Raw genomic sequence first — 24324 nt, 5'->3', positions numbered from 1 at the left:
CAATCGTGTTCGATCCGCAACCTCGGCTTTCAAGGCCGCCGATATGGTTGCCCTTGGGAACTGGTAATCAGCGCACGGGTTCCGGCTCATAGACCGAACGCGTGTAGCGCTCGCCGTCGAATTGCCAGGTATCCGAACCGTCGAGAACGATGTCGGTCAGCCCGTTGCTGCGCTGCTCGCCGAGTTCGACATCGGTGGCGTCGGTCTCCAGCACCGGAACGTAATGATCCCCCGCGTGCTGCATGACGTCGAGCCGGCAACGGTCGGCCTCGCAGAAACGCCGGTCGTTGAAGAAGGCGACGATGTCGGGTCGGTCACTATCGGCTGCTGACTCGCCGGTCGACAGGTCCACGAAGGCGAGTTCGAACGGGGGGTTGTTCCAGTCGATCTGCTGAGGCGCGACGAGGTCACCGAACAGCGTGTCGATCAGGTCGCGATGACGGTCGGGCACGGTCGCGCGAAGTTGAAGGCCGGCATTGCCAGTCTCGACCGGAATTGGCCGAACTTCCGCCGCCGATGCCACGGCTCCTTCGACCGCCATTTCCAGATGATGGAAGGTTGAAAGGGTGAGGTTCCGGTTTTGCGGCAGGTTGTTCTGAGCCTCGAACCGGTTCATCGCCTGCCGCGTGCTCGGCCCCATGATGCCGTCGATTCGGCCAACCGGCAGGCCGAGTTTGCCCAAATTTTCCTGGGCAGCGACGATATGCTCGCGATCCAGCGATATGTTGGAGGACGTGCTGATATAGATCCCGGCGATCCGCGCCCCCGCGTCGCACACCGACTGGGTAGAGCCGGCGGTCTCGACCTCAGCGTTGTTATCGAACAGCCGGATCGTCAGAACGCCGTCAGGAAGGTCAAGGCGCGCTTCGTTGCCATTGAACTGCCCTTCTCCCAGCAGGCGGCACCTCGCGCCGTCCCGGGCAGTCTCGATCAGCACCGTTGCCGTTCCGGATTCGGAGCGGGCACCGCCATCGGTCTCAGCGCTGGCTTCAAGGCGTAGCGCGCCGGTTGCTTCCGGTGAAACGTACTCGTATGTACCCGTAACGTCAGACTGGGCTGCGACACGATCGGGAAGGGCCACCGCCAGCGCCACAAGCGCTGCTATGGGCAGGAGAACCGTTCCAGGTGTGGTAAAAGCATTTTCTGGGCACATGTCTTTTGATCCCGGTTTTGTTTCCGTCGCCGACCCACCGCCAGTCTCTGATTCTCGGCGTGCCCCTCGATTAGCCGCATGTTGCCCGAACCGGGGCAGGGAGGCCGGTGCAGGAGGTCGGCTTCGGCAATTCATCGGGCAATTCATTGCAGGAACGTCTGGAAAATCAAATTGGTTCCCGGGCCAAAGCTCCCGGGCGGAAGCTATTGCATATGGGGACCAAACAGCCTAGTTTCCGCGCGGTACCGGGATCGGGGCGTAGCGCAGCCTGGTAGCGCGCCTGCTTTGGGAGACGGCTGTCCCCACTGGCTAACCGGTTGATTCCTTCTGATCTTTATCCACTGTACTGTCGTCGGCGTGACGAGTCCGTGACATGGCTTCCATAGCGGCGCGGGCGTCATTGAGGTCCGAATTCGCGTAGCGAAGCGTCGACTGTATGTCACGGTGACCGAGCAGGCGTTGGACCAGTCGCAGGTTCCCAGTCTGACGCAGCATCCGCGTTCCGAACGTATGGCGCAGGTCGTGGAACCGGAAATCTTCTATGTCGGCCGTCGCCAGAGCACGTCGCCATTCACGTCGCCATCCATCCCGCGTGAAGGGGCGCCGCTCGCCCTTCTTCTGGATCTTGCCGCGTTTCGGATCGTGCCGGTTCTTGGCGCATTCATACGTGAAGACATAGGTGTCGTGGCGACCACGCTCCCGCGAGAGAATGGCTCGGATCTCATTCGAGATCGGAAGCGTATGCGTCTCGCCACCGGGACGACGTGACTTCACCTTGAACGAGATAACGGCAGCATCGAGATCGACCTGACGCCATGTCAGTGTCCGGGCGTTCGACACCCTGACCCCGGCCAGGAGTGCGAACAGTATCATCGGGCGGAAGTCCTGCCGAATCGCATTCAGCAACCGGAATTCCTCCGATTCGCTAAGGGTCCGATCGCGCGGCGCCGGCTCCTGGAGCAACATCGATTTCCAATCCGGCATGGAAACCTGCGCTTCCCATATGTCCCGCGCTCGGCGCAGGACGCGCCGCAGAAGTTCGGTGTGCCGATTCGCGGAACTGTCGGACATCTTGCCGCGCAGCTCGGCGACCATGCGGGCGACGGCAGCGTTGTTCACCTTGTCGAGATTCGTCCCGCCCCCCAGGATTTTGAGAATAACCCCGGATTGGCGCTCGGTATCCGATGCGCTGGACTGACGATGGGCGATTTCGATCCAGTACCGGCCGAACGCCTCGTCAAGGGTCATCGTTGGCTTGCGTCCGGTGTGGTGATCGACGATCAACTGGGCCTTGAGACGCGCCTCAACTATCTCCGCGACTTCTTTTTGGTCTGTCTCAGTGCTTCCGCGAAACCGACGACCTTGGACCGTGAAGTTGTACCACCAGTGGGCCGAGTCTTTGCGTCGATAGAGGGGCATGGCACGCGCCTCCGCTCAATGAATGATTGCAAATCACTATCCGCAAAGAAGCGGCGACGCCCGACCAGAACGTAAGTTAGGTTGCCCGCTTTGACCTCATCGCGCAATATCCTTTCGCCAACGCCCAATCGGCTGGCGGCTTCGCGCTGGGAGTAAAGAAGGCGGTTCTCAGAACTGGAAGACGCGTCTGGCATATCTCACCAATTGCCGTCCGGTTTGCATCGAATGGGATGGGAGGCCGCGGGCTGTGGAACGTAGCGCCGGGCTTGGGTCGCGATCACGCGCTCTCGCCGGCCTCGGCCAAGGTGATCGCGATCCGATTGATTGCGTCCAGGTGGTAGGGCGTTCGGATCCGGGCCAGCGTCTGGACGACGCTCAACTGCGCGCGATCGAGGTCCGGCTCGTCGGACCGCTCGCCGAGCCGTGGGAGAAAGTCGGCCGGATCCGATTCAAGTACGCGCGCGATCTGAACCAGCTTGCTGGCCGAAACCCTGTTTCCCGCGCGTTCGTACTTTTGAATCTGCTGATAGGAAACTCCGATCAGCTCACCCAATCTTTCCTGGGAGTAGCCCAGCAAGGTTCGACGCAGGCGGATCCGTCGGCCGATCACGACATCGATGTCGGTATCGCAAGCGGGTTTGGGTTTCGGTTGAACTGATACGGTTGGCTCGGACGTTGCCGGAATGAACATCGATGGCTCCATCGTCGGACTGCAGAATTCGTGTGCTTCGACTATGCGGCTCGGCTTGCCGGTTCGGTCACCGGCCGCGCGGTGCCGGCATCGATCCAGAGCGTGATGCCCCGTCCTCTGGCGGACAGGTCCGGTACGCGGTCCGGGCCGCTTTCGGTCATGGCAATGACGGCCGCGAGGCCTGTACCGGCGAGCATCTTCATCAGCCCATTGCGACCGCCTCGGTCGAGTACGTCCGCGCCATCGACGATGACGATTTCGGATCCGTCGATCTGTGCCATGGCCACCTGGAGCGCCACGCGGCATCGGTACTGTTCGGATTCCGACAAGAGCGCAAAGGGGCGGCCGCGATAGGTCGGCATGAGATCTTCGTCCAGGGCCACTTGCCCCCAGCCGGCCGCATCTGAAATCGGATCGAGGCGCTTGGCCCCGAATGTCGACAGGGCCTTCCGAAGTTTCGCGGCCCGGACGCCTTCCGGCGCCAGAGCATCTACGATCATCTGATTCGTCTCGATCGACTGGTGGATGCGATCAGCTTCGCGCTTCTGCTGATAGGCCCGCACGCGGGTCTCGGCACGGCGGACACGCTCTCGGGCCGCTTCGACGTCAGGACTGTCGGAAGTCGGTTCGGGCAAGGACGCCAGTTCGGCTGCGGCGTTCTCGGAATCAGCGACCAGCCGCTTGGCTTCGGCCAGATCCCGTTCGCATTGATCGACCTCGCCTTTAAGGCGGCTGAGGGTGCCGTCCGCTTTGGCGATGGCGGAACCGCGAGCCTTCGCTTCGGTCTCCGAAATCGGTCCCGGCGGCTTCTCCAGAAGAATTGCGCCGGGCGTGCGCTTGATGCTGATCCGCTCCCCGCAATGGGGGCAGGGGACACCGCCGCCGCCCTTATCGGCGGGGGGTAGTCCGTCGCGGTGTTCCTGCGCGGTCGTCAGCTGCTGGCGAAGATCGGTCGCCCGCGTCTGAGCATCGTCGACTGCCTGGCGTCCCGTGTCGATCGAGTCGACCTTATCCTGCAGCTGCTGGCGGTAGTCGTCGCTTACCGCCTGGGTCGCAATGGCCGCGTCCAGGTATTCCCGTTCCCGGGCCAGGGTATCCTGCAGACTTTGCTCCGATGCACCTTCGAGATCATCGCCCCATTCATCGGGCAACCACCCGGCCCCTTTCTTCGACCCGTACTTTTCGCCGGTCACCTGCGCCCAGCGGCCTTTGAACTCGATCCCCTTGTCGCGGGCCTGGCTGTGCGCCAGATCCCAGCCATTTATCTCGATCGATTCCCAAAGCCGGCTCAGCTGGTCCTCGGGCAGGTCGGTAAGAACGCTGGTCAGATCCGTGTACTGAGGTTCCGCATCCAGATACGGCGCCAGCATCTTCGGCCGTTCACTCTTTGAAAAGCCGACGATCGATTGCAGGCCGGCGGCGAATGTCGACCCTTGCGGCGCGGAACCTTCGCTGGCGACCTTGCAGGACGGCCACCGGACAGTGACGGTACCGGCCTGCCCTTCGACCACCACCTTGCCATCGGCCGCGCCGGACCGGACAAGCGCCCCGGCATCGGATTTGCGAAGGCCCGCCAGCGGGATCGACGATCCACTGACCGCCGCCCCCAGGGCTTGGCACAGCGATGTCTTGCCCGCCGCATTGTTGCCGGCGATGAGCGCCATCGGGGCGACGTGAAAATCCGCCGACACCAATCCCCGGAAATCGTTGATTTGAATCCGCATGCCGGGCCCCCTTTAGAAGAAATCATCGTTGCTGGAATCGGGATTAGCGCCGGCACCGGCAGGGCTTGAAGTGTCGGCAGGAGGGCCGTCGGCCGCATCGGCCTGTTCCGCTGAGATCGTCTGCTCGCTGGCGGCTGCGTCGGCGGCCGGATGTGGTGCTGCCGATGCCGGGTGCTGTGTGAACCGCTGCCGGATTTCCGCAATCCGTTCTGCAGCCTTCGGCTTCTCAGCGGCTATCCGATCGAGTGTGTCGGCGTTGGCGGCAATGACTTGCGCGGCATCGCCTTGTTCCGCCAGCTTTTCCAGCGCGTTCAATAGATCGCCGATCCGGCGGTATTCCTGCACGACTTCACCGTCGGCGGAAATCAGCGGCACACCGTCCGTCGGTCCCGGGTTGGCCGAAGCTGTGGTCTCACCGGCCGCATTGGTCGCCGGTGGCGCCAGAGCGCCGACATGATCGACCGCGGCTTGGTGGGGCGTCGACTGCACGATGTCCGAGGCCAACGGTTCGATCTCGTTGACCTCTTCGGCGGTCTGCATGCCCATGAGAACGTCGGGCGCATAGAGGTTCCCGAAGAACTTGGCAGCGCGATACCGCAACATGAGTTCCGGCATCGTTTTCCATTTGCTGCCGTTCTTGCCGTACCAGCCTTCGTCCTTGGCCATCTGGATCGAGACGGGCGGACCCTCCAGAACATTGCCGTGCCGGTCGCGTGTCCAGGCCACGCATACTCGGCCGTCGCCTTCCCCCTCGACCCGGTACTGCAGCGGCTGAAACCGGCCGCAGGAGTTCAGGGCGGCGATCACGAATTGCGATGACCAGGACGGCCGACCATGGATCACATGCATGTTCTGCATGACCATCAGCGGCGATGACCCGGTTCGCTGCGAAATCTCCAGCGCCACCAGGGCGTCGGGAAGGTTGTTTTGATATTGCTGCGGGACCATACGAGACTGCGACAGGAGTTTGGCCATGCGCTGAGCCGACTCAAAGGCGCTGCTGCCGGAAAATGCGGTCCCGATATCTGGCAGGTTCCGGCCGGATTGGTCCATCGGCACGATTGCCGTGCCGGTGTTTGTCTCAGTAGCTTGGAGTGTCATTGTCACCTCTTTCGTGGCTGGTGCCGAACTTGCAGAAGCCGGTATTGCGGGCGGGGCAGTAGCGGTCGCTGGCGCACATCATGCTCAGCGGATTGCATGGGAAGGACCACGGGTCGCCGGTGCGGCGGAACAGTTCGAGATCAGCCTTCATGCGCTGCACCGTGGCGCGCGCGGCGGCCTCGCTCTCGCTCAAATCGTATCGCTCGATCTGCGGCGGATCCTGTGGCTTCGTCTTAGGGGCTCGCCGAAGAAAATCGATCGACAGCGCCTGGATCTGGATTGGCTGCGCCTGGCTTCGGGCCAGGAGCGAATAGCCCCCGACTTGCGCCTGATAGGGGCGGGGAAGGGCGCCGGTCTTAAGATCGCGGACGCCCGCATCCATGGTGATGACGTCCACATGGCCGCTCAATTCGAAGCCGTCGCCGACGTCGGCCGTAAAATGCTGCTCGACCAGCCAGGGATCGACATGCTTTCGGGCGTGCTGGCAATAGGCGTTGGTTAGCCGCAGGATCTGCTTTTCGGCCGAGCGGCGATCAGGTGTCGTGTCGTCCCATTCGCAACCGGTCTCGACCTCCGTGCGGAATGTGGCCAACGCCAATTCAAGCGCTGCGTCCGGCTGCCCATATCGCCCGCTGTCGATGCGATCCTGCAGCACTTGGCACGCGGCCGCATGGACGGCGGTACCTACGGCAGCGCCGGCCGTCGGCGGCAACTCGCGAAGCTCAAAGCCCGCAGCCAGGATTTCTGTGCGAAACAGCTTCGCTGCCGCCCGTCGTGGACTGTCAAAATAGGCCGGCAGAGCGCTGCAGCGGATCTTTGTGGTCATGGGCGGCCGTTGTGTTTTGCCTTCAAACTGGACAACTGCATCCAGTGAGGGCGGCTCATTCTGGATAACGCAACAAATGGTAGTGACAATGGATACGAAAAGCGTTCCTCGGGTGTCAACACGAAATGTCACATTCTGTATCGGCTGCGATCATAAGAATGCAAAACGTCATACCTCTAGGAGGCGAGCGGGAATACGAAACAGGCGTGCAACCTAACGACCGGCATGTTCGGAATGCTCGTGATTGGTCATAAATTGCGGCGATGAAGGTTATGGGGATTGCCTTTGGCAGTCTTGGTCAAGGCGCATGTTCCAAAAGGCCGTCCCGTAACGGCCGCTCGAAATTCCGATGAAATATGTTTTTCGGCGGAAGAGCCTTCGGCAGCAATTGTCAATGGCTAACCGATTGAATATTTTAGAAAATGGTGCCGACGATGGTCGGGAGATCCTATGGTCGGTTTCCCTTTAGTTCGGCTGCAGCGGCATGAATGGCATAAGCAAAATGCCAATTTGCATCCGGTATCGCTTGCGCAGCGAAGCACACTACGGGCATGATCAGCGTGTGTGAAAGTGATCCAATGATCCCTTCCTTCTATGTTGACAGTGAGAGGTGGTGACCAAACCTTCATTTTTTTCAATGACAAATGACCGAAAAGAAAGCAGTAAATGTTTATATATATGGATCACCAAACGAGGAAAAATTTATGAGAATAAAGGTTGCGCTATTGAATATTGTGGATGCATTATTTAGTCAAGAACCAATAGAATCATATATAATGAACGTTATTATAAGCTTATATACCGCAATTGTAATGAGCTTATTTTTATTTTACTTTGATGATTCTGTAAATTTAGCTTCACTAATTTTCTTCTTTCCAGTATTGGTATCTTTAATTTTTGGTTTTAATATGGTGATTATGACTTTCGCCGCTATAATAATAGGAATTATGGGTATTATAGTAAGAATTTATTTATATACACGAGTTTTATCAAAAAATATATTTTCATATTTAAATGGTCGTACTTAAAATGGAATCCATTACATTTTATATGCCGTCAGTATAGTATTAAATTGAGTATTTCGATTGACGATGATATGAGTGGGTTTCGCTTTCTAGATGAATTGATATGGTGGCAACTTTTTTAAACAATGCTTCAGATTTCATCTCAGACCATTCAAGTCAGACTTGGCGTCCTGCAAGAGTTTCAGGACACGGCCCCCGTGAATGTGCTGGATATCGCCCATCGTCTCGGGCTGCGGGTTTACAAGGTGAACGATTGGCAGCCGGACGTTTCCGGATCCATTCGTCGGGATGAGAAACGCGGCGGTGAAAGTGGCTATGCCATCTTTATCAATGCCGATCATTCCCCGAAGCGGCAGCGGTTTACGATTGCCCACGAAATCGCGCACTACATCCTGCATCAGGATCTGATAGGCGACGGTATTACCGATGACAGCCTATATCGCAGCTCGCTGCGCAATCGCCAGGAGACCCAAGCCAATCAATTGGCGGCGGATATTCTAATGCCGTGGAAACTGATCAACCGTCATCCGCCGCAGGAATGGTCCGTGAAGAGCCTTGCCGACGAACTGGACGTATCGGAAAGCGCACTATCGATCCGGCTCGGCGTACCCGTCGAAAACTGACGCCCTGCGCCGCGATCAGTCGCGGTTCAGGACCGGCCGGTACTCGGCAACAACGATTCCCCGAATCTTGAGATCGTCACGGTCGACGGGCAGCGGCGCCTGGTGGTCGCGGTGGTCGGAATTCGGCCACAGCCATTTGCGCTCGCCGTCGCCGTCTATCGTGTACTGAGCGACTCGGCGTTCGACGAGATCGCCATCCCGGCGTTCGGCGACAACATGCTCGCCATTGCGGGGCGGGCCAAGCGGGCCGTCCGCATTGCCACACACAAGAATAGTTCCTTCACTATAAGAACGGTTCATTCCCGGGCCGACCGACCGAACAGCGAAATCTGGCTGTGGCTTGTTCGGAACGATCGGAATATGCAGATATTCCACTTTACCCTCGTCATATACAGAGCACCATACTCCTGGCGCTGCGTCGCCAATTATCGGGACTCGGGATATGCCAAGGTATTCGTTTATAATTTCTTGATCGCCGGACGATTTATTTTCGTTTGAGTTCGAAGTAACTGCGCCTTCACCCGTCAGCAACCATGCAGCAGAGACGCGGTAGGCTCGGGCATACCTTTCGGCGGCGTCGAGCTTCATGCCGCGCTGGCCGTTCTCATGCGACCGATAAGTGCTGATGGTCCACCCATGAGCCAGGGCCGCATCGTTGGCCGACCGAAAGCCCGCCTTGCGTCGCGCAAGTTGCAGCCGGTCGTACGGAGTGCTTGGATAATTCGTCATGGTGCGGATCGTATCTATTTGTGTGGCACAATAGGTGACAGATTTTCGCGCAAAAAGTGTTGCTATCCGGCGGCACGAAACGTATCGTTCCGCATCATGAACACGATCTATGACATCGCTGAGGCATGGCCCACCCTTGCCGAGTTCGCACATGACGCAGGCGTGACCGTCGGCGCCGCTCGGATGTGGTGCAAGCGGAACTCCATTCCGGGGGCCTACTGGCTCGCCCTGGTCAATGGGGCCCAGCACCGTGGCATCGAAGGTGTCACTCTCATGCGCCTTGGCCGGATTGCCGCAGCCTCGCTGGTGTCTCGTGCTTCGCAATCCACCAGATCCCAACAGGCCGGCCTATGACCGGCGACCGAGTGCGGACTCGCGACGAGCTGATCCAGGATCAACCACCCGCATTTCACAATCCATCTCGCGAATGCCGGCGGCATCGATCCATGTCCGGATTGCCGTGCCGCGGTTCCGCAATTTCCAAACCCAATCGGCAGAGGTCCCGGAATGACCCCATTCGATCCCGGCTTACTCGCGCTTGGCGGGGCCGTCAAATCACCACCGCCGAAGCCGGCCACGACCTTGGCCCGGACGGTGCTGCTTTCTCTATTGGTCCGGGGTGGTCGCATCGTCGGCCTGTTCCTGCTCGTCACCGTTGCGATTGTCTTGTTAGCCGAAACCGGGGGGTATGATCTATGACGACAATGGTCATGATTTCCCCCACGGGATCGAAAGTCGCCGATCAGATCCGCGACTGGGCCAGCCGATACCCGGTCAAGGAACTGGCGGCGGACCTGTCCAGGGTCATGGGTCATACCGTCGAACCCCGGACGATCAAGGCATGGCGCGATGGAGCGACCAGCCCCAATGTCCGCCACCTGGAAGCGCTGGCAACGCTTCATGGCGAGGCGTTCATTCATCACATTTTCGCGCCGCTGTTGGAGGAGAGCGATGCGGATCTCGGCATGCGGCTGGATCGGCTCGCCGCCGACGCCGATCGCATGGCGGGCGAGGTCAGAAGTCTTCGGAGGGAAATCGATGCGGACCATCAAACGACTCGCGCAGCGGGTCGGGGCACGGCTGATGGCCGGTCGTGCGGAGCAGTTGCAGCGCAAGGCGAGGCTCTGGCTATCCCGCGCTCGCGCGCTGCACGAGGCGTCAAGGCGACCGCAGTAGTCCTTTCCTTCCTGGCCGTCACCGTTTCGCTGACGAACGACAGCGAAATGTTGCGAGCGCAGGGACGCTACGGCGGTCGTCCGCCTGCCGCGCGTACGGTGCGGGCAGGGCGCGAGGTATGACGGCGGCAGCTCAGTCCGGCGCCAGCGCCACTTTGGCCACCATGCGCCTGCTGCGACGCTTGCGGCAGCGGCAATGGGTGTCGATCGCCAGCACTTGTCGAGGGGGCGACGACGAAGGTGCCTGGCGCAGCATGGAAGGCGCGCCCCTGACCATCCGGCAAGCCCGGCGCCTTTACGACGACGGCCATATCGAACTTGCCCAAAGCCGGCGCGACGATCGCTTCGAACTGCTGGCCTATCGCCGGCGGCGCACGGCCGTCCGGCCGGTGCTGTGGGGGAAGGGCGCATGACCCGGCCGAACGAACAGGGTCGAGGGCGCGCAATGCCAGCCAGTCCCATCAGCCGACCGGCACGATCCGGTCGACCCAGTAGCAGCCACCACCAGCAGGAGCAGGCAGCCCTATGAAAGACATCGACAAGTCGGACCTCCAGGCCATTCGCGATTTGGCGGTCGCCTCTTTCAGCATGGAAGAGAGTTTGGAATTCTCCCCGTTCAAGTTGATTCCGGACGGGTTCAAGGCGATCAATCTGGAAAGTTTCAGGCATTGCCCGGCACGCAAAAGGGGCGTGACCCATGTCGCCGACGTCGAAAGCTTCAACCGGTACTTCAACGACCATTCGAACCAGAATTCCCGCATTTACGCCGATCTGACCAAGCCTGAGTTTGTCGGCGTCATCGACGATCATCCCGCCGGTCCGGAAATCAATCAGGCGAACTGGGGCGATCACACGGTCGTTTTGCGTCCGGCCCGTTCCCTGGAGTGGAAGCGCTGGACCGACTACGACCGCAAAGTCATGACCCAACTCGATTTCGACCGGTTCCTGCAAGAGAACGCGGCCGACATCGTCGAGGGCGACGTTGAGGATGTCGTGGGAACGGCGCGCTGCATTCAGGTTCGGGAGAGCCACATCTATTGGCAGGAAGCCCGCTTGCAGGAGGGCACGACCGAGACCGGCTGTAACATCGAGACCGAAGGCACCATGCAGGGTTCCGAAAACCGGCGCGTCCCGTTCGAGTTCTGCATCCGCGCGCCGATCTTCCTCAACGGCATCGTCTACACGATCCGCTGCTTCTTGCGCTATCGCAAGACCCCCGACGGCGTGATGTTCTTCTACGAGATGCACCGCCGCGAACCGGCCGAGCTGTTCGCCTTGAAGGTCATCCTTACCGAGATTCAGCACGGTCTTCCAGGCATCAAGGATGATCCAGACGACGTCACCAACATCGATCCGTCCGGCCGGAAGCCGTTCCACGGGACGAAGATCAGGCCGATCCTGGGCCGCCCGCCTTCGGATCGCGGCTGACGGTATCCGACCCGCCCTGCGAAACGAGGATCGCCCACCGATGATCCAGCTACGCCCCTATCAGAACACGATGATCGGCAACGTGCGCGAGCAACTGCGGTCCGGCGCCAGCCGCGTCGTTCTGCAGGCCCCGACCGGTGCCGGCAAAACGGCCGTCATGTCGTTCATGGCGGCCCGCGCGGCCGAGCGGGGGAAGCGGACGGTCTTCGTTGTTCATCGGGTCGAGTTGCTGCGTCAGGCCAGCCGGGCGTTCGACGAGCTGGGCGTCTCGCATGGGCTTATTGCCCCGGGCTATACACAGACGCGGGATGCGATCCAGATCGCCAGCATCGACACGCTGGTTCGCCGCCTGGATCGGGTGGCGTGTCCGGATCTGGTGATCTTCGACGAGTGCCATCACTGCGCGGCCGCGAAATGGCTGCGCCTGATCGAGGCCTGGGCGGCGGCGAAAATGGTCGGCTTGACCGCCACGCCCTGCCGCCTGGACGGGCGAGGCCTCGACGACGTCTTCGACACACTTGTGCTGGGTCCATCGGTTGGGGTGCTGATCGACCAGGGATTTCTGGCGCCCTACCAGCTCTATGCCCCGCCGATCGGCATCGATGTTGAAGGCGTGAAGTCGCGCGGCGGCGACTTTGCCAAAGACCAGGCCGCCAAGGCGATCGACAAGCCAACCATCACCGGCGATGCGGTCCGACACTATCAACGCATCGCCCCGGGCAAGCAGGGCATCGTCTTCTGTTGCTCGATCGAGCATTCCAAGCATGTCGTCGCCCAGTTTCGCGCCGCCGGCGTGCGGGCCGAACACCTGGACGGGACCGAGGACGATCACCGCCGGCGCCGGGTCGTGGAATCCTTCGCCCGCGGCGACATCAAGATCCTGTCGAACTGCGAACTGTTCACCGAGGGTTTCGACGTGCCCGGCGCGGACGTGGCGATCCTGCTGCGACCGACCCAGTCGCTGGGCTTATATCTGCAGATGGTCGGCCGGGTCCTTCGGCCCCAGCCGGGCAAGACGGCGCTGATCCTAGACCATGCCGGCAACGCCCTGCGCCACGGTCTGCCCGACGACGATCGCGAATGGACGCTCGAAGGCCGGAAGAAAGGCGAGAAACGCAAGGTCGAACCGACCGTGCCGATCAAGCAGTGCCCGCAATGCTTTGCCTGCCACCCACCGGCGCCGAAGTGCCCCGCTTGTGGTCACGTTTACGAGGCCAAGACCAGGGAAATCGAGGCGCAGGACGGCGAGCTGCAACAGGTGGACCCCGAAGAACTGCGCCGCCAGCGTAAAGCGGAGCAGGCCAAGGCGAGAACGCTGGAGGAACTGATCGCCGTGGGCAAAAGCCGGAACTATGAACAGCCGGTGGTGTGGGCGAAGAAGGTCTGTGACGCGCGGCGGCGTAAAGTAATAAATCAACAATCTGTATCTTGAGGGAGCGGTGGCGGTTTAATCGGAAAATCAAAAAGTACATTGTCTAGCATAAATGGCGGTCCAGATGCAAAGACGCAATCCTGAGAGAAATTCAGTGCGCCGTATGACTGTATAGCGGCAAGCCCGAAGAGAGAGATACCTAAGAAACGACATGATCCACGAAAGAAACCTAAAAATGAATATCCGTCTGAATCACTGTCTTCCATGTGCACCTCACCATTTGGAGTCTTAATGATAGTTCTGGAATTATAATTTTTACGCTCAGGTTTTGTTATAATCTGACCAATAATGCTTATTAAAAGTCCGGCAAAAAAATATAACAGTGCGCGATTGTATGAATTGAATACATCAAGACTATATGAGTTTTGCGTTACAGTTGTGAATATCGTCAATACGCCAGCGGCATTTAAAATTGATACTAAGCTGGCCCAGTCACTCTCTGAACGAATTGATGGAAGACTCATAAATGCTCCTCGGTGGGTATAGGTCACTAACATTTATGACGTATAGGATAGAAATTGATCGAACGTAAATGCATTAGTCAGATTCTCCGCACCCACGGCGCCCGCCCGGACCTCCGGCTGTTCCGTAACAACACCGGGCAGGCCTGGACCGGGGATTCCGTTCGGATGCGGGCGGGTGATGCGCTGATCCGCAACGCCCGGCCGCTTCACGCGGGGCTTTGTGTCGGCTCGCCTGATCTGGTCGGGTGGCGTGCGGTCACGATCACGCCGGAAATGGTCGGGGCCCAGATTGCCCAATTCACGGGGATCGAGGTCAAAACCGGCCGCCAACGACCGACAAGGGCCCAGCGGCAATTCCTGGATACCCTTCAACGCTTTGGCGGTTTCGCCTTGGTCGTGCGCGAAGGCGATGATCTGGCGGCCGTCCTGGACGGCACGGGGCCGCTTTCATGATGGCATCGCGATCATGCCGCCGGTTGAACCGTGACCACCATACGACGCCCCAGGGCGGACAGGGCCTGATCGAGCTGGCCAATATGGCTTCGATGATCCAGGTCAAGCAGGCGGCGGACGACAGTCTCGCTGACGCCCAATCGCCGGGCCAGTTCCACATTCGTCACCCGCTGTTCACGCATGGCTTGGTAAAGCGCCAGTTTGGCCGCAGTCAGCGGCGGCGCGCCAACCAACACCTGATCGGCCTGGGCTGGAGACGGTTCGGGCAGCGTCTCGCGCGCATCGATATAGAAGCTCAACGCGGCGATCAGGGCATCAACCGCCATGGCGTTGACCTCGTTCCGCGTATCAGCTTCGCTGATCGCTTCGGGGATGTCGGGAAAGCGGATCCGGAATCCGCCATCCGGGTCCGCCTTGATCGTGCACGGATAGTCAAATCTGGTCATGGCCGTAGCATCGAACACATGTGTTCGAACGTCAACTGCCGGATGGCGAAGCTGTCGGGCTTGCAATCCAAAAACGACGTGGGTACCGTCCGTGCTTGGAGCTTCAAAACTCCGAACACGAGCGGAACCCGCCCCGATAGCGGTAACCTATTTCCCATGTTCCGGGGGCAACGCGCGCATGTCCAAGGCTTAGGCCTAAAGGCGCGTTGGGCCGACTCGTGCCGGTTTTTGAACCCCCGGAGCGCCAGTGCCTTCAAAAGCGGTGTCGTTCCGGCCATTCGAGGCACGAGGAGCGCCACCATGTCCGGCAGCAACGCAACCACTGCGTCCGCACTTTCTGTATCCGATATTACAACCTTAGATGGCGAACCAAGGATAGAAGATCTAAGGATCGCCGAGCGGCTTGGCTTCGATCGGCCGCGCGACATTCGCAAGCTTGTCGAGCGCCATTCCAAAGAGCTGGAAAGCTATGGTGGAATTTGCGCCACCGTGGCGCAAAATACCGAACCCAAGGGCCGCGGCCGTCCTGGCCGCGAATACCGCCTGAACGAAGGCCAGACGCTGCTGATCTGCATGCTGGCCCGCACGCCGCAGGCCGCCGCCGTCCGCAAGGAAGTCATCGACGTCTACATGGCGTATCGGCAGGGCGACGCCGAAGATCCCCGAAAGCTGGAAGACCACCCGGCCGATCCGCTGAATGGCTTCGGCTACATCCGCATGGGCGGCGAGCTGGTCTATTTCGACTCCCGGCTGGAATCAATCAACTGCAAGGACGGCATCGTGGCGATGATGCCCCGGCCCGGCAATGACACGCCGAAGCTGATGGTCCTCGACGGTTTGATGGTCCACATACCCGACGACGGCGGCATCTTCGGGGACCGCAAGGTCGTCCGCTATGCCGGCATCGATCCGCAGCACGGGTTGCCCGTGTACGAGGAATGCATCGCCCTGGGACGCGTCGTGCTGCGGGAGTCGTGCAAATGATGGGGCGCATTATTGGCGTGCACAATCATCACAATGGGGAGTTGGTCGATCCGAAGGTTGAGCAATTTCGTGCTTATGTTCCATTAAAATCGTCGGAAAGGCATGTCGCACGTAATCATTATAACGATTCGAAATGTAGTTTATTCAAACTTGAATATGTAGTAAAGCGTATCAGCAAGAGGAGCGGTTTTCGTGTAAGAGTTGTCATTCATCACTTTGACAATAAAGCGTATTTTGTTTCTTATTCCTTGAGCTTCCAGGAAAAAGTCATTTGTTGTAAAGTATGGAATATTATTATCTCGATAATATCGATCATTTCTATATTTTTCAATTTCTTGAGAAGTTTCTTCAATAAACTTGTAGATCTCAGAATAGACGTTTATTATTTCAATACATTCGTAGTGAGTGAGGAGTGTTATGTTATTCTTTATAGAATCATATATATCTGTTCGAGTAAGTTGCACGATATTATTAGCATAAACGATTTTCTTATTAAATGCAGTATTGTTGTCATTAATACCGTGAAAACGAAGGGGTGTTTTCGTGGGCTTTACGTCCAGTACATCATCCATAAATACACCGCTGATCTGGTCGAGTTCGGATATGATTCCAACCCGGATATCGTCAGCATTTTTCTTCCTGAGCCATTCGTCCCGTTTTCTGTTGAGGTGCGCATTGAACAACGCGGCGCCTCCCAGTCCGAAAAACCCAATTACAGCGCCAATAGCGGCCTGCCACTCCTGTGGCCTCTTAACCACCGGGGGCATAGTCCAGAGCAAGACTGTACCAAACAGCGCAAGAGCGATTACCATTGTCCATTCGCGCTGTCCGATCGGCCAAACGTTCTTGCGCAGAACAAGAATCGCAATGATTACATATGCTTTAAGCTTGCCCCCGAGCACTCGGATCTTAGTCCGCATCGACGCTTGGTTTGGTTTGGCTGTATCCGTCTGTCCGGCTTCGCTTTCGTCGTCCGACGATGCCTTCTCCGGCGCCGATCCAGCCGTTCCGGACACCCATCTTGCGATGAAGCTTGGCAATACCAAGAGCGCCAGCAATATTATCAGCGCCCACCAATTTGGCCGGTAAGAGATTATCTCCGACATGTCCGGCCAATCGAACGGCCAGCCGAAGATAGTGGCGGCGCCAAGGACGCCGATCACTATCCAGAAAATGATGAACGGCGCACTTGGCATACGATCAAACCTTCCCCGCGAGTGGTCGAAGCACCGATCGCTTATAGCGTGGGGGTGTGCCAATGAACAACCGCCGCATCCCCGATTTCGATTCCGTTGCCCGGGCGGCGCTGTCGGCATCGCCGGGCCTGTTGCAACAGTGGTTCCCGGCCGGTCGGCTGAGCGGCCGGGAACTGGCGATTGGCGACCTTGCAGGCAATCCTGGCGATTCCTGCCGGATCAATGTTGAAACCGGGAAGTGGGCCGACTTCGCGACCGACCATCGCGGCGGCGATCTCGTTTCGCTCTATGCCGCCATGCGTGGGCTGGAGCAGGGCAGGGCCTGCCATGAACTGGCCGGGGAGTTAGGGCTGGTCAACGGCCATGAGCCCGCGACAAGCAATGGCGCCGCCGCCGCGAAGGCCAACGGACCCGCGCCCAAAGCCAAGCCGGCCGCCAGTGGCCGGAAAAAGGTCACCTGGACACCGATCCATCCTGTCCCGGACACCGCACCGCGCCCGTCGCATCATCATTTCGAATACGGCGAGCCGTCGGCGGTGTGGACCTATACCGACGCCGATGGCCGGGTTGTGGGCTATATCTGCCGGTTCGAGAAGGCCAAGGGCAAGGAAATCGTCCCGCAGTCGTGGTGCCGGGGCGACAATGGCAAGTTCGAATGGCGATGGCTCAGCTTTGCCAAGCCCCGGCCGATCTATGGTCTCCAGGCGCTGGCCGCGCGGCCGGACGCGACCGTTGTTCTGGTCGAGGGCGAGAAGACCGCCGATGCCGGGGCGCGTCTGTTACCCAAGGCGGTGGTGGTCACGTTCCCCGGCGGGTCGAAGGCCTGGCGCTATGTCGACTGGTCGCCGCTGAAGGGGCGCAAGGTCATCGTTGTCCCCGATGCCGATGGGCCCGGCTGCGATGCGTTCGACGGCTATCTGGACAACTACGGCGTCTGGAAACCCGGAATCGCCCAGGAGCTGCAATCGATCGCGGCGGGCGTGCGCGTGGTTCAACCGCCCGACGGCGTTGCGCCGGGCTGGGATCTTGCCGACGCATTGGCCGAGGGCTGGTCGCCTGAACAGACCGAGCAGTTCATCCGCCGGGCATTGCGGCATCCGTCCAAACCACCGACCGACCCTCCGCCGGCGGACGATGGCGATCCCGTACTGGTCAATGACGATAGCGATCGCGGGGCGCCCGATTATGGGGATCCGCCGCCCGACGACGGTTGGCACGGCGGGCCGGATCAGTTCGCCCCGGTACCGCTGGGGTATGATCGGACGCATTACTATTATCTCGCTGCCGGCACTCGCCAGATCACCGCCCTTTCGGCCGGGCAACACAACAAATCTGGCATGATGAGCCTTGCCGGTCTGTCGCGGTTCTGGGAGCGCACATGGTTCTTCGCGCGCAACGGCGTGGCCTGGGATACGGCGGCCGACTCGCTGATGCGGGCGTGTGAGGCCCGCGGCTTCTTTAACCCCGCCAACCGCCGGCGGGGCCGGGGGGTCTGGATCGAAGACGGCCATGCGGTCGTCAATATGGGCGACAGCCTGATCGTCGACGGCCAGGAGATGCCGTTCAACCAGTTCCGGTCGCGCTATGTCTACGAAGCCGGGGAACCGGTCTCGGCCAAGATGGAAAGCCCCCTGACCGATGCCGAGGCGCGGAAACTTCTGACGATCGCCCAGTCTCTGCGTTGGCAGAAACCCGTCTCGGCGGAACTGCTGGCGGGATGGATCATGATCGCCCCGCTTTCCGGCGCGCTGGAATGGCGGCCGCATATCTGGGTGACAGGAACGGCGCATAGCGGCAAGACCACGGTCATCCGCGATATTGTACGGCGTGCGCTTGGGCCGATAGCGTTCTGTTTCGACGGGAAGTCGAGCGAGAGCAGTCTTCGCCAGCGCATGGACTATGACGCCCTGCCGGTGGTTTTCGATGAACCGGAACAGAGCGACGACGGTTCACGCCGGATGGTTCAGAACGTGATCGAGCTGGCCCGGATCTCGTCATCGGGCGGGCTGATCTTCAAAGGCACCCAGAACCAGAGCGGTGCCAAGGGCTATCTGGCCCGGTCGGCGATGTGCCTGAGTTCGATCAATATGACCCTGCAGCACTATCAGGACGAGACGCGCTTTACGCCGCTGGTCCTGGAAAAGAACGAGCCGAAGGATGACGAAGAAAAGGTTCGGTCCGAGGAACACTTCCAGACGCTGATGCGGGATATCAACGCGACTCTGACGCCCAGCTTCTCTAACCGGCTGTTAATGCGGTCGGTGCGGCTTCTGCCGATAATCCTGGACAACGCCCGGACATTCACCGACGCGGTGGCCGCCGTGATGGGCAACCGGCGCATCGGCGACCAGATCGGCACGATGATGGCCGGGGCTTACGCCCTGGAAGCCCATGATCGGCTGACATTCGACCAGGCCGTCGCCTGGATCAAACGATCGGACTGGACGGATCATACGCCTGTCGAGGCCGAGAAGAACGAAACCCGCCTTCTATCGACGATCATGCAGTACCAGCTTCGGGTGATGACCGGGACAGGGACCGGACACGACCGGACAATCGGAGAGCTGGTTGACGCGGCACGAGGAAAGGACGACAATTTGGTACCCGATTCGGCGAATAAAACCCTTAGGCGTCATGGCATTAGGTACGAACCGCCCAATGTCGGAAAGGGGCACGGTGCGGGGATTTGGATCGCAAACCAGCACCAGGCCCTGAAGAGAATTCTTCGAGATACGCCCTGGGGGACGAACTGGCGTAACGGTTTGCTCAGCATCGACGGGGCAGTGAAGTCGAGCGACGCCATAAGGTTCGGAGCCGGGGCGGTTAGCCGAGCAGTCTTCTTACCAATCGAGGTTTTGGATACGAGTTAGGAAAATCGTTGCAAATCAGTGACTTAGGCGTAACGACCCCGTTACAGAGTTACGGGCGAGTTACATCTAACCTATTGATATTAAAGGGATGTAACGGTTGCAACGAATTCCGGCTCCAGAAACGATCCTCGCGCGCACGCGCGCGCCTGCGGGAACGCAGCTATATATCTCTATATCCCTATATATATATGTTACATATGTTACATATATATAAATATATAATAGGATCAGTGGGTTAGATGTAATTTTGGGGGTGTAACAGGGGGGTAACAGAGCGCAACGCCCCGGAAGCCTGCCAGATTCGCCCGATTTCCCCCACCCGGCATCCCTTGCAAGGCCATATGGCATGACTGCCGGGGCCGAATCTTTCCCAAAGCACGAAGGTTCATCATCCATGCCTGAAAGTCTTTCCTATCGAACTGTCCTGCAATCTCTGGAAGAACTGAACGCACCGGCTGAACTGATCCGGGAATTCGTCGAGCGCTTCGAGGTCTATGGCGAAAAGCCGGAGAACGTCGAATATACCTTGATCGAACTTTGTGCCCGGCATCGTTGGGCGCGGATTTTTGAGTCGGATGGCAGCCCCAGAACATTCAGGGCGAACCTGTTGGCGCCGGATGATCCGGAGTTTCGCAGAGACAGCGGCAGCCAGACTTTGGGCGAAGAGCAAAGCTATCGCCGAGGGTACGATCAGGGCTTTGGGGCCGCACTCGCTGTTTTCAAATCACACGGCGTAAAGCGAGCCGAAGAACTGTCGAGCATGGTTCGCGAATGGCGTGTCCGCCGAGTTCAGCGAATGGGTTCTCCTCCGGGCTCTCCAGAACCGATCGCCTACGATATCCGTAAGCCGCATACGGACCGGAATTGACCCCAGCCGGCAGACTGCCGGCGATCCGATCATGAACGCTTCGACTGCCGCAAACGCCAGAGACCGACACCATGGCCAAGACCAAGACCAAGAGCCGCAAACAGCGCATCGCCGACACCGCCCCGGGCATTCCGGGCGCACTGCCGCGCGACACCGGACCGGCGGAGCGCTGGAACCACGGCGACAAGTTCGTCGAGGAAGCCAGCGACATTCCCGGCATCAATCGGCGGCGCGTTGCCAATCACGGCCCCCTCGATCGGTACCTGTCGCGCGGCCAGATCACGCAGGAACAGTTCGATGCCGGCGACTGGCTGCGGAGGCGCTATCAGTCCATGAAGCTCGCTCCAGGGGCCGCTGCGCTCGATCCGGCGAAGCTGCGGGTCGATTGCGGCAACCGGCCTGCGGAAATCACCTGGAACCAGTCAGAAGCGCACAGGGACGTCCTGGACGCGTTGAGATGCGTCGGGCCGGAACTGTCGCCGGTGCTCATCCGGGTTTGTGGGCTCGGCGACACAGCCAGCGGCTGGGCAACGGGCAATGGCTATTCCGGCCGGCCCGCCGAAGTTGCAGGCATGGTCACCTTGCGGCATGCTCTGAGCGCGCTTGCGCGGTTTGTTTAGTACCGGCGCGTTCATCCAAAAACGTTAGTGGATTTCCACCAATGGGAAAAAAATCGAAAATCAATAAAACATGTTATTGTTGCGATAAAATAGGTATTGGAAGAGAGCATATCCCGCCCAAAGGTTTATTTCCAGATATGAGAAATGCCCCAATAGGGTATAACAAATTTAGAAGTTTGGTGATGAAAACGGTACCTTCTTGTGATGAACATAATAACAAAAAAGCTAGCTTAGATGAGGTTTTTATATATCAAATAGTATCTGCAGCAAAATTCAAAAATAACTCTGCAGTTGAAAATATTGCCAAAAAGCGAATAAAAAGGCTAGTAGAAAGTAAAACGTTCCATGATAAGGTATTCAAAGATAATAAAATTATAATAAATAATGGCAAAAAAACTTTGGCATTCAGAGTTAATAGAGATAATTTCGATATGGTTGTGTCCTGTATTGCATCCGGAATATATTTTAATGAGACAGCCGATAAAATATTACCTCAAAGATGGATAATCGCGAGTAATATATTTAAGAATGAAAATGGTGGTTCAATTTATAATGATGAAAAATACGAGAAGATTGAAAGCCTTTCGAGATTATTAGAATGTCACGTTCAGTTTAATTCAGATTGTCCATGGTTGTTTAGATATTTTATTTACTGTGGTAATAGTTTATTGATAAGAATGGTTATTTACGACTCGGTCGAGATCAATGCGCTGGTTCCCGATTGGAACAAAACGTAGCAGTGTCGGTAACAAGCTAAGTTGTCCGGCTTTTGTAACACGTCAATTGTCCGCTTCGTTCACGATCCGGTCCGGGGGCATGCCCCCGGACCGGATCGGCGGCGTGGAAGCGTGTCACGCCGCCTGCTCCTGGTGGCCGATCAATGTGCCATCCGGACAATAGCGCCCGATGCATCTCGGCCCGTAGAAGATCGCGATGGTATCGTCGGCATAGCGCCGAACCTGAACGGTCGTCTTTACGAAATGCGCCCGCCATGGGCTGGGTTCGATCTGGAGTTTGAGCTTGCCATAGCTGACGGTGTTGTCATTGCCGACGATGCGGTCGTCCTGCAGGCAGAGAATCTCCGAAAGATCGGCGCCCGCCCACGGCAACAGTGCGGTGCCTGGCTCTGTTGCCTCAACGGCAAAGCGCTGGTTGTGTGCCGGCAGATAGATGTCTTCGATAAACCGGTTCGCCGCCTCGATCGTTGTTATCCCGGCATCGGCCAGCTCCTTCACCAGACGGTCTTGCAGGGTCGCGAACATGCGTTCCGACCGGCCTCGCGCCTCCGGCGAATAAGCCGGAATATGGCGGATGCCCAACTGCTTCAGGGCGCGGCCAAATTGGGTCAGGCGGGTTTTATCGACCGCTTCTCCGGCCTTGGGCGTGTAGAAATAATGGCTTCCCCGGTCGGTGTAGAGGGAACAGAACAAGCCGTGGCCAAGAATGGTTTGCTGCACACCCCTGAAGCTGGAAGCCGTTCCCTCCTCGTCCACCAGAAACGCCGAATAGATCGTACTGGTCGCATCATCCAGCGTCACGATCAGATCTATCTGCCGCCCCAGATCCGCTACCCAAAGGTGTCGAGAGCCGTCCTGGTGCAACATCATTCCCGGGACCGGCTTGCGCGCTCGCTTCTTGCGGTGGGCTGAACGCCTCGCCGCCGGACGAACCAAACCCGAGGCCTGCAAAACACTTTTCGTCCAGCCATAGCTGGCCGTCAGACCGTGCTTCTCGCGAGCCCGCTCATGGAAGTGCTTCACCGTCCACCCGCCATAACGATCCCGATACAGCGATACCACCCGATCCACTTCATCCGCGCCGATCCGATGCGGGCTCACTTTGCCCAGGCGACGGTCCAAGAGCCCTGAAGGACCTTCCGACTCAAACCGAGCACGATGGCGGCGGAACGTCCGCTCCGTTACCCCAAGCCATTCGGCCGCTTCCGCCGAACTCAAACGACCACCGACAAAGCGATCTCTGATTTCCTCGAACCGCATCTCCCGGATCCCTTGCAACACCTCCGTCCGTCTCATGCGCCCACACCTCAATGCCAAGGGTGGCCATTAAACCGGACAGATCACTTGTTACAAACCACGGACAGATCACGTGTCACCGACAGGAACAAAACGTAGCAGTTGACAGCCGTACGGCCAAAAAGTAGCATTTCTCCATCATCGCAATACGAAACATTGAAGCCCGCCGGCAGCCCCGAGCGGGCTTTGTCGTTCACGATGGAGCCCCAACGGTGTCCCGTCCCGATTTCGATATCAGCGTCGCCGCGCAGCTTGATTCGGCCCATGCCGTGCTGGATCCGTACCGGGCGAAGCGGGCGATCAGCCGGGCGGTTACGGCGACGGCGCGGACGGTGCGCACGCATGTCTCCCGCGATGTGGCCAAGTTCACGGGGCTGAAGGTCGGCGGCGTCCGCCGGGCGATGGAACTGAAGAACGCCTCGCCGGATGATCCGGTCTCGACCGTCACCGGTACCGGCCGTCCGCTCCCGCTCCATCAGGCCGCCAAGCGGGTACGCCAGACCGAGACGGGGGTGCGGGGCAAGGCCTATGGCCAGAGCAAGAAATTCGACCGGGCGTTTGTTGCCATGATGACCAATGGCCATGTCGGCATCTTCACTCGCGCCCGCGTTGTCGGGGGCGGCGGCAAGAAGGTCGGCCGCCTGAAGATCCGCGAGTTGTATGGCCCGAGCATCCCGAGCGCCATGGTCGAGGATCATGTCGAGGAGACCTTCGCCGCCGTCGTGGCCGACCGCCTGCCGCGCGCCCTGTCGCGCGAGATCGACCGCGAACTCTACATGGCCGACCGCGCCGCCCAGAAACAGGGCCTGGCTGCTGCCCATGCGCGGGCCGCCGCGCGCAACCGCCGCCCTTAGCCGGGCCGGGGGCCGCCCAGGGGGTATAGGGGCGCCCGGGGGGCCCCACCCCTTCAGGTACTCCCGGGCCGGGTCGGCAGGTGCGGGGGTGCGACTGCGGGTTTTCGGTGCTTCCAGGCCCCGAATTTCGGTTGACAAAACTGTACACTCGAAACCTAAGCATCGGCCAAATCATTGATTTTGTGGGCAAAAAAGTGTCCACCGCAGGTG

General features: G+C 59.0%; 25 protein-coding genes. 14 read left to right on the top strand and 11 right to left on the bottom strand.

Annotated features, from left to right (window positions below):
• Positions 1–67: 67 nt before the first annotated feature.
• The 6 genes from ABZ728_RS03960 to ABZ728_RS03935 all read right to left on the bottom strand — a co-directional run bounded on the left by ABZ728_RS03960 (position 68) and on the right by ABZ728_RS03935 (position 6800).
• Positions 68–1153: a peptidoglycan-binding domain-containing protein gene (locus ABZ728_RS03960; protein WP_366654485.1), complete on the bottom strand. Its 1086-nt coding sequence runs from the start codon at positions 1151–1153 to the stop codon at positions 68–70.
• A 309-nt stretch (positions 1154–1462) separates the two neighbouring features.
• Entirely contained in the window at positions 1463–2401 is a 939-nt protein-coding gene (locus tag ABZ728_RS03955) for a site-specific integrase (protein WP_366654484.1), read from the bottom strand.
• A gap of 448 nt (positions 2402–2849) precedes the next feature.
• Complete coding sequence (locus ABZ728_RS03950) at positions 2850–3263, bottom strand: helix-turn-helix transcriptional regulator (RefSeq protein ID WP_366654482.1); 414 nt, start codon at positions 3261–3263, stop codon at positions 2850–2852.
• 41 nt (positions 3264–3304) lie between these two features.
• A complete protein-coding gene (locus ABZ728_RS03945) occupies positions 3305–4987 on the bottom strand; it encodes a hypothetical protein (RefSeq protein ID WP_366654480.1) in 1683 nt (560 codons plus the stop codon).
• Positions 4988–4999: 12 nt separating this feature from the next.
• Positions 5000–6088, bottom strand: a complete 1089-nt coding sequence (locus ABZ728_RS03940; RefSeq protein WP_366654478.1) for a hypothetical protein — start codon at positions 6086–6088, stop codon at positions 5000–5002.
• A complete protein-coding gene (locus tag ABZ728_RS03935; protein ID WP_366654477.1) occupies positions 6069–6800 on the bottom strand; it encodes a hypothetical protein in 732 nt (243 codons plus the stop codon). Before ABZ728_RS03935 ends, ABZ728_RS03940 begins: the two co-directional genes overlap by 20 nt.
• Positions 6801–7558: 758 nt before the next feature.
• Between ABZ728_RS03935 and ABZ728_RS03930 the strand changes: the two genes are divergently transcribed.
• A complete protein-coding gene (locus ABZ728_RS03930) occupies positions 7559–7942 on the top strand; it encodes a hypothetical protein (protein WP_366654476.1) in 384 nt (127 codons plus the stop codon).
• A 200-nt stretch (positions 7943–8142) separates the two neighbouring features.
• Entirely contained in the window at positions 8143–8562 is a 420-nt protein-coding gene (locus ABZ728_RS03925; RefSeq protein ID WP_366654474.1) for an ImmA/IrrE family metallo-endopeptidase, read from the top strand.
• A 15-nt stretch (positions 8563–8577) separates the two neighbouring features.
• Here ABZ728_RS03925 and ABZ728_RS03920 read toward each other — a convergent pair whose 3' ends face one another.
• The gene (locus tag ABZ728_RS03920; RefSeq protein WP_366654473.1) at positions 8578–9291 is read right to left on the bottom strand and encodes an XRE family transcriptional regulator; all 714 of its coding nucleotides are present in this window, start codon (positions 9289–9291) and stop codon (positions 8578–8580) included.
• Between the two features lie 507 nt (positions 9292–9798).
• On the opposite strand from ABZ728_RS03920, the gene ABZ728_RS03915 reads away from it, so the two are divergent.
• From ABZ728_RS03915 to ABZ728_RS03895, 5 genes are all read left to right on the top strand, one after another.
• Entirely contained in the window at positions 9799–9990 is a 192-nt protein-coding gene (locus tag ABZ728_RS03915) for a hypothetical protein (RefSeq protein ID WP_366654471.1), read from the top strand.
• Positions 9987–10589, top strand: a complete 603-nt coding sequence (locus ABZ728_RS03910; RefSeq protein ID WP_366654470.1) for a hypothetical protein — start codon at positions 9987–9989, stop codon at positions 10587–10589. Before ABZ728_RS03915 ends, ABZ728_RS03910 begins: the two co-directional genes overlap by 4 nt.
• On the top strand, positions 10586–10879 hold the full coding sequence (locus tag ABZ728_RS03905; RefSeq protein WP_366654468.1) for a hypothetical protein: 294 nt from the start codon (positions 10586–10588) through the stop codon (positions 10877–10879). Before ABZ728_RS03910 ends, ABZ728_RS03905 begins: the two co-directional genes overlap by 4 nt.
• 112 nt (positions 10880–10991) lie before the next feature.
• The gene (locus tag ABZ728_RS03900) at positions 10992–11894 is read left to right on the top strand and encodes a DUF2303 family protein (RefSeq protein ID WP_366654466.1); all 903 of its coding nucleotides are present in this window, start codon (positions 10992–10994) and stop codon (positions 11892–11894) included.
• A complete protein-coding gene (locus tag ABZ728_RS03895) occupies positions 11791–13326 on the top strand; it encodes a DEAD/DEAH box helicase (RefSeq protein WP_366654465.1) in 1536 nt (511 codons plus the stop codon). Before ABZ728_RS03900 ends, ABZ728_RS03895 begins: the two co-directional genes overlap by 104 nt.
• On the opposite strand, the gene ABZ728_RS03890 is transcribed toward ABZ728_RS03895, so the two are convergent.
• Positions 13308–13790: a hypothetical protein gene (locus tag ABZ728_RS03890; RefSeq protein ID WP_366654463.1), complete on the bottom strand. Its 483-nt coding sequence runs from the start codon at positions 13788–13790 to the stop codon at positions 13308–13310. The genes ABZ728_RS03895 and ABZ728_RS03890 overlap by 19 nt on opposite strands.
• A gap of 165 nt (positions 13791–13955) precedes the next feature.
• Here ABZ728_RS03890 and ABZ728_RS03885 point away from each other — a divergent pair, with 165 nt between their 5' ends.
• Positions 13956–14243, top strand: coding sequence for a VRR-NUC domain-containing protein (locus ABZ728_RS03885; protein ID WP_366654462.1), 288 nt, complete (start codon positions 13956–13958; stop codon positions 14241–14243).
• A gap of 11 nt (positions 14244–14254) precedes the next feature.
• Here the strand turns inward: ABZ728_RS03885 and ABZ728_RS03880 are convergent, their stop codons facing one another.
• Positions 14255–14689, bottom strand: a complete 435-nt coding sequence (locus tag ABZ728_RS03880) for a type II toxin-antitoxin system HicB family antitoxin (protein ID WP_366654460.1) — start codon at positions 14687–14689, stop codon at positions 14255–14257.
• 300 nt (positions 14690–14989) lie between these two features.
• Here ABZ728_RS03880 and ABZ728_RS03875 point away from each other — a divergent pair, with 300 nt between their 5' ends.
• A complete protein-coding gene (locus tag ABZ728_RS03875; protein ID WP_366654459.1) occupies positions 14990–15673 on the top strand; it encodes a hypothetical protein in 684 nt (227 codons plus the stop codon).
• Between the two features lie 140 nt (positions 15674–15813).
• On the opposite strand, the gene ABZ728_RS03870 is transcribed toward ABZ728_RS03875, so the two are convergent.
• Positions 15814–16869: a hypothetical protein gene (locus ABZ728_RS03870; RefSeq protein ID WP_366654457.1), complete on the bottom strand. Its 1056-nt coding sequence runs from the start codon at positions 16867–16869 to the stop codon at positions 15814–15816.
• A gap of 62 nt (positions 16870–16931) precedes the next feature.
• On the opposite strand from ABZ728_RS03870, the gene ABZ728_RS03865 reads away from it, so the two are divergent.
• The 4 genes from ABZ728_RS03865 (at position 16932) to ABZ728_RS03850 (ending at position 21964) form a co-directional block, all read left to right on the top strand.
• Positions 16932–19739, top strand: a complete 2808-nt coding sequence (locus ABZ728_RS03865; protein ID WP_366654456.1) for a DUF6371 domain-containing protein — start codon at positions 16932–16934, stop codon at positions 19737–19739.
• Between the two features lie 346 nt (positions 19740–20085).
• The gene (locus tag ABZ728_RS03860) at positions 20086–20607 is read left to right on the top strand and encodes a hypothetical protein (RefSeq protein ID WP_366654455.1); all 522 of its coding nucleotides are present in this window, start codon (positions 20086–20088) and stop codon (positions 20605–20607) included.
• 71 nt (positions 20608–20678) lie between these two features.
• Positions 20679–21227, top strand: a complete 549-nt coding sequence (locus ABZ728_RS03855; RefSeq protein WP_366654453.1) for a DUF6456 domain-containing protein — start codon at positions 20679–20681, stop codon at positions 21225–21227.
• 41 nt (positions 21228–21268) lie between these two features.
• Positions 21269–21964, top strand: coding sequence for a hypothetical protein (locus ABZ728_RS03850; protein ID WP_366654452.1), 696 nt, complete (start codon positions 21269–21271; stop codon positions 21962–21964).
• 114 nt (positions 21965–22078) lie between these two features.
• Here ABZ728_RS03850 and ABZ728_RS03845 read toward each other — a convergent pair whose 3' ends face one another.
• Positions 22079–23224: an ISNCY family transposase gene (locus ABZ728_RS03845; RefSeq protein ID WP_366654451.1), complete on the bottom strand. Its 1146-nt coding sequence runs from the start codon at positions 23222–23224 to the stop codon at positions 22079–22081.
• Between the two features lie 248 nt (positions 23225–23472).
• Between ABZ728_RS03845 and ABZ728_RS03840 the strand changes: the two genes are divergently transcribed.
• A complete protein-coding gene (locus tag ABZ728_RS03840) occupies positions 23473–24114 on the top strand; it encodes a phage tail protein (RefSeq protein WP_366654450.1) in 642 nt (213 codons plus the stop codon).
• Positions 24115–24324 lie beyond the last annotated feature (210 nt).

It is taken from the genome of Fodinicurvata sp. EGI_FJ10296 (assembly GCF_040712075.1).
GTDB lineage: Bacteria > Pseudomonadota > Alphaproteobacteria > DSM-16000 > Inquilinaceae > JBFCVL01.
Note: the sequence above shows the minus strand (reverse complement) of the source record. Positions and strands in the feature narration are given on the sequence as shown.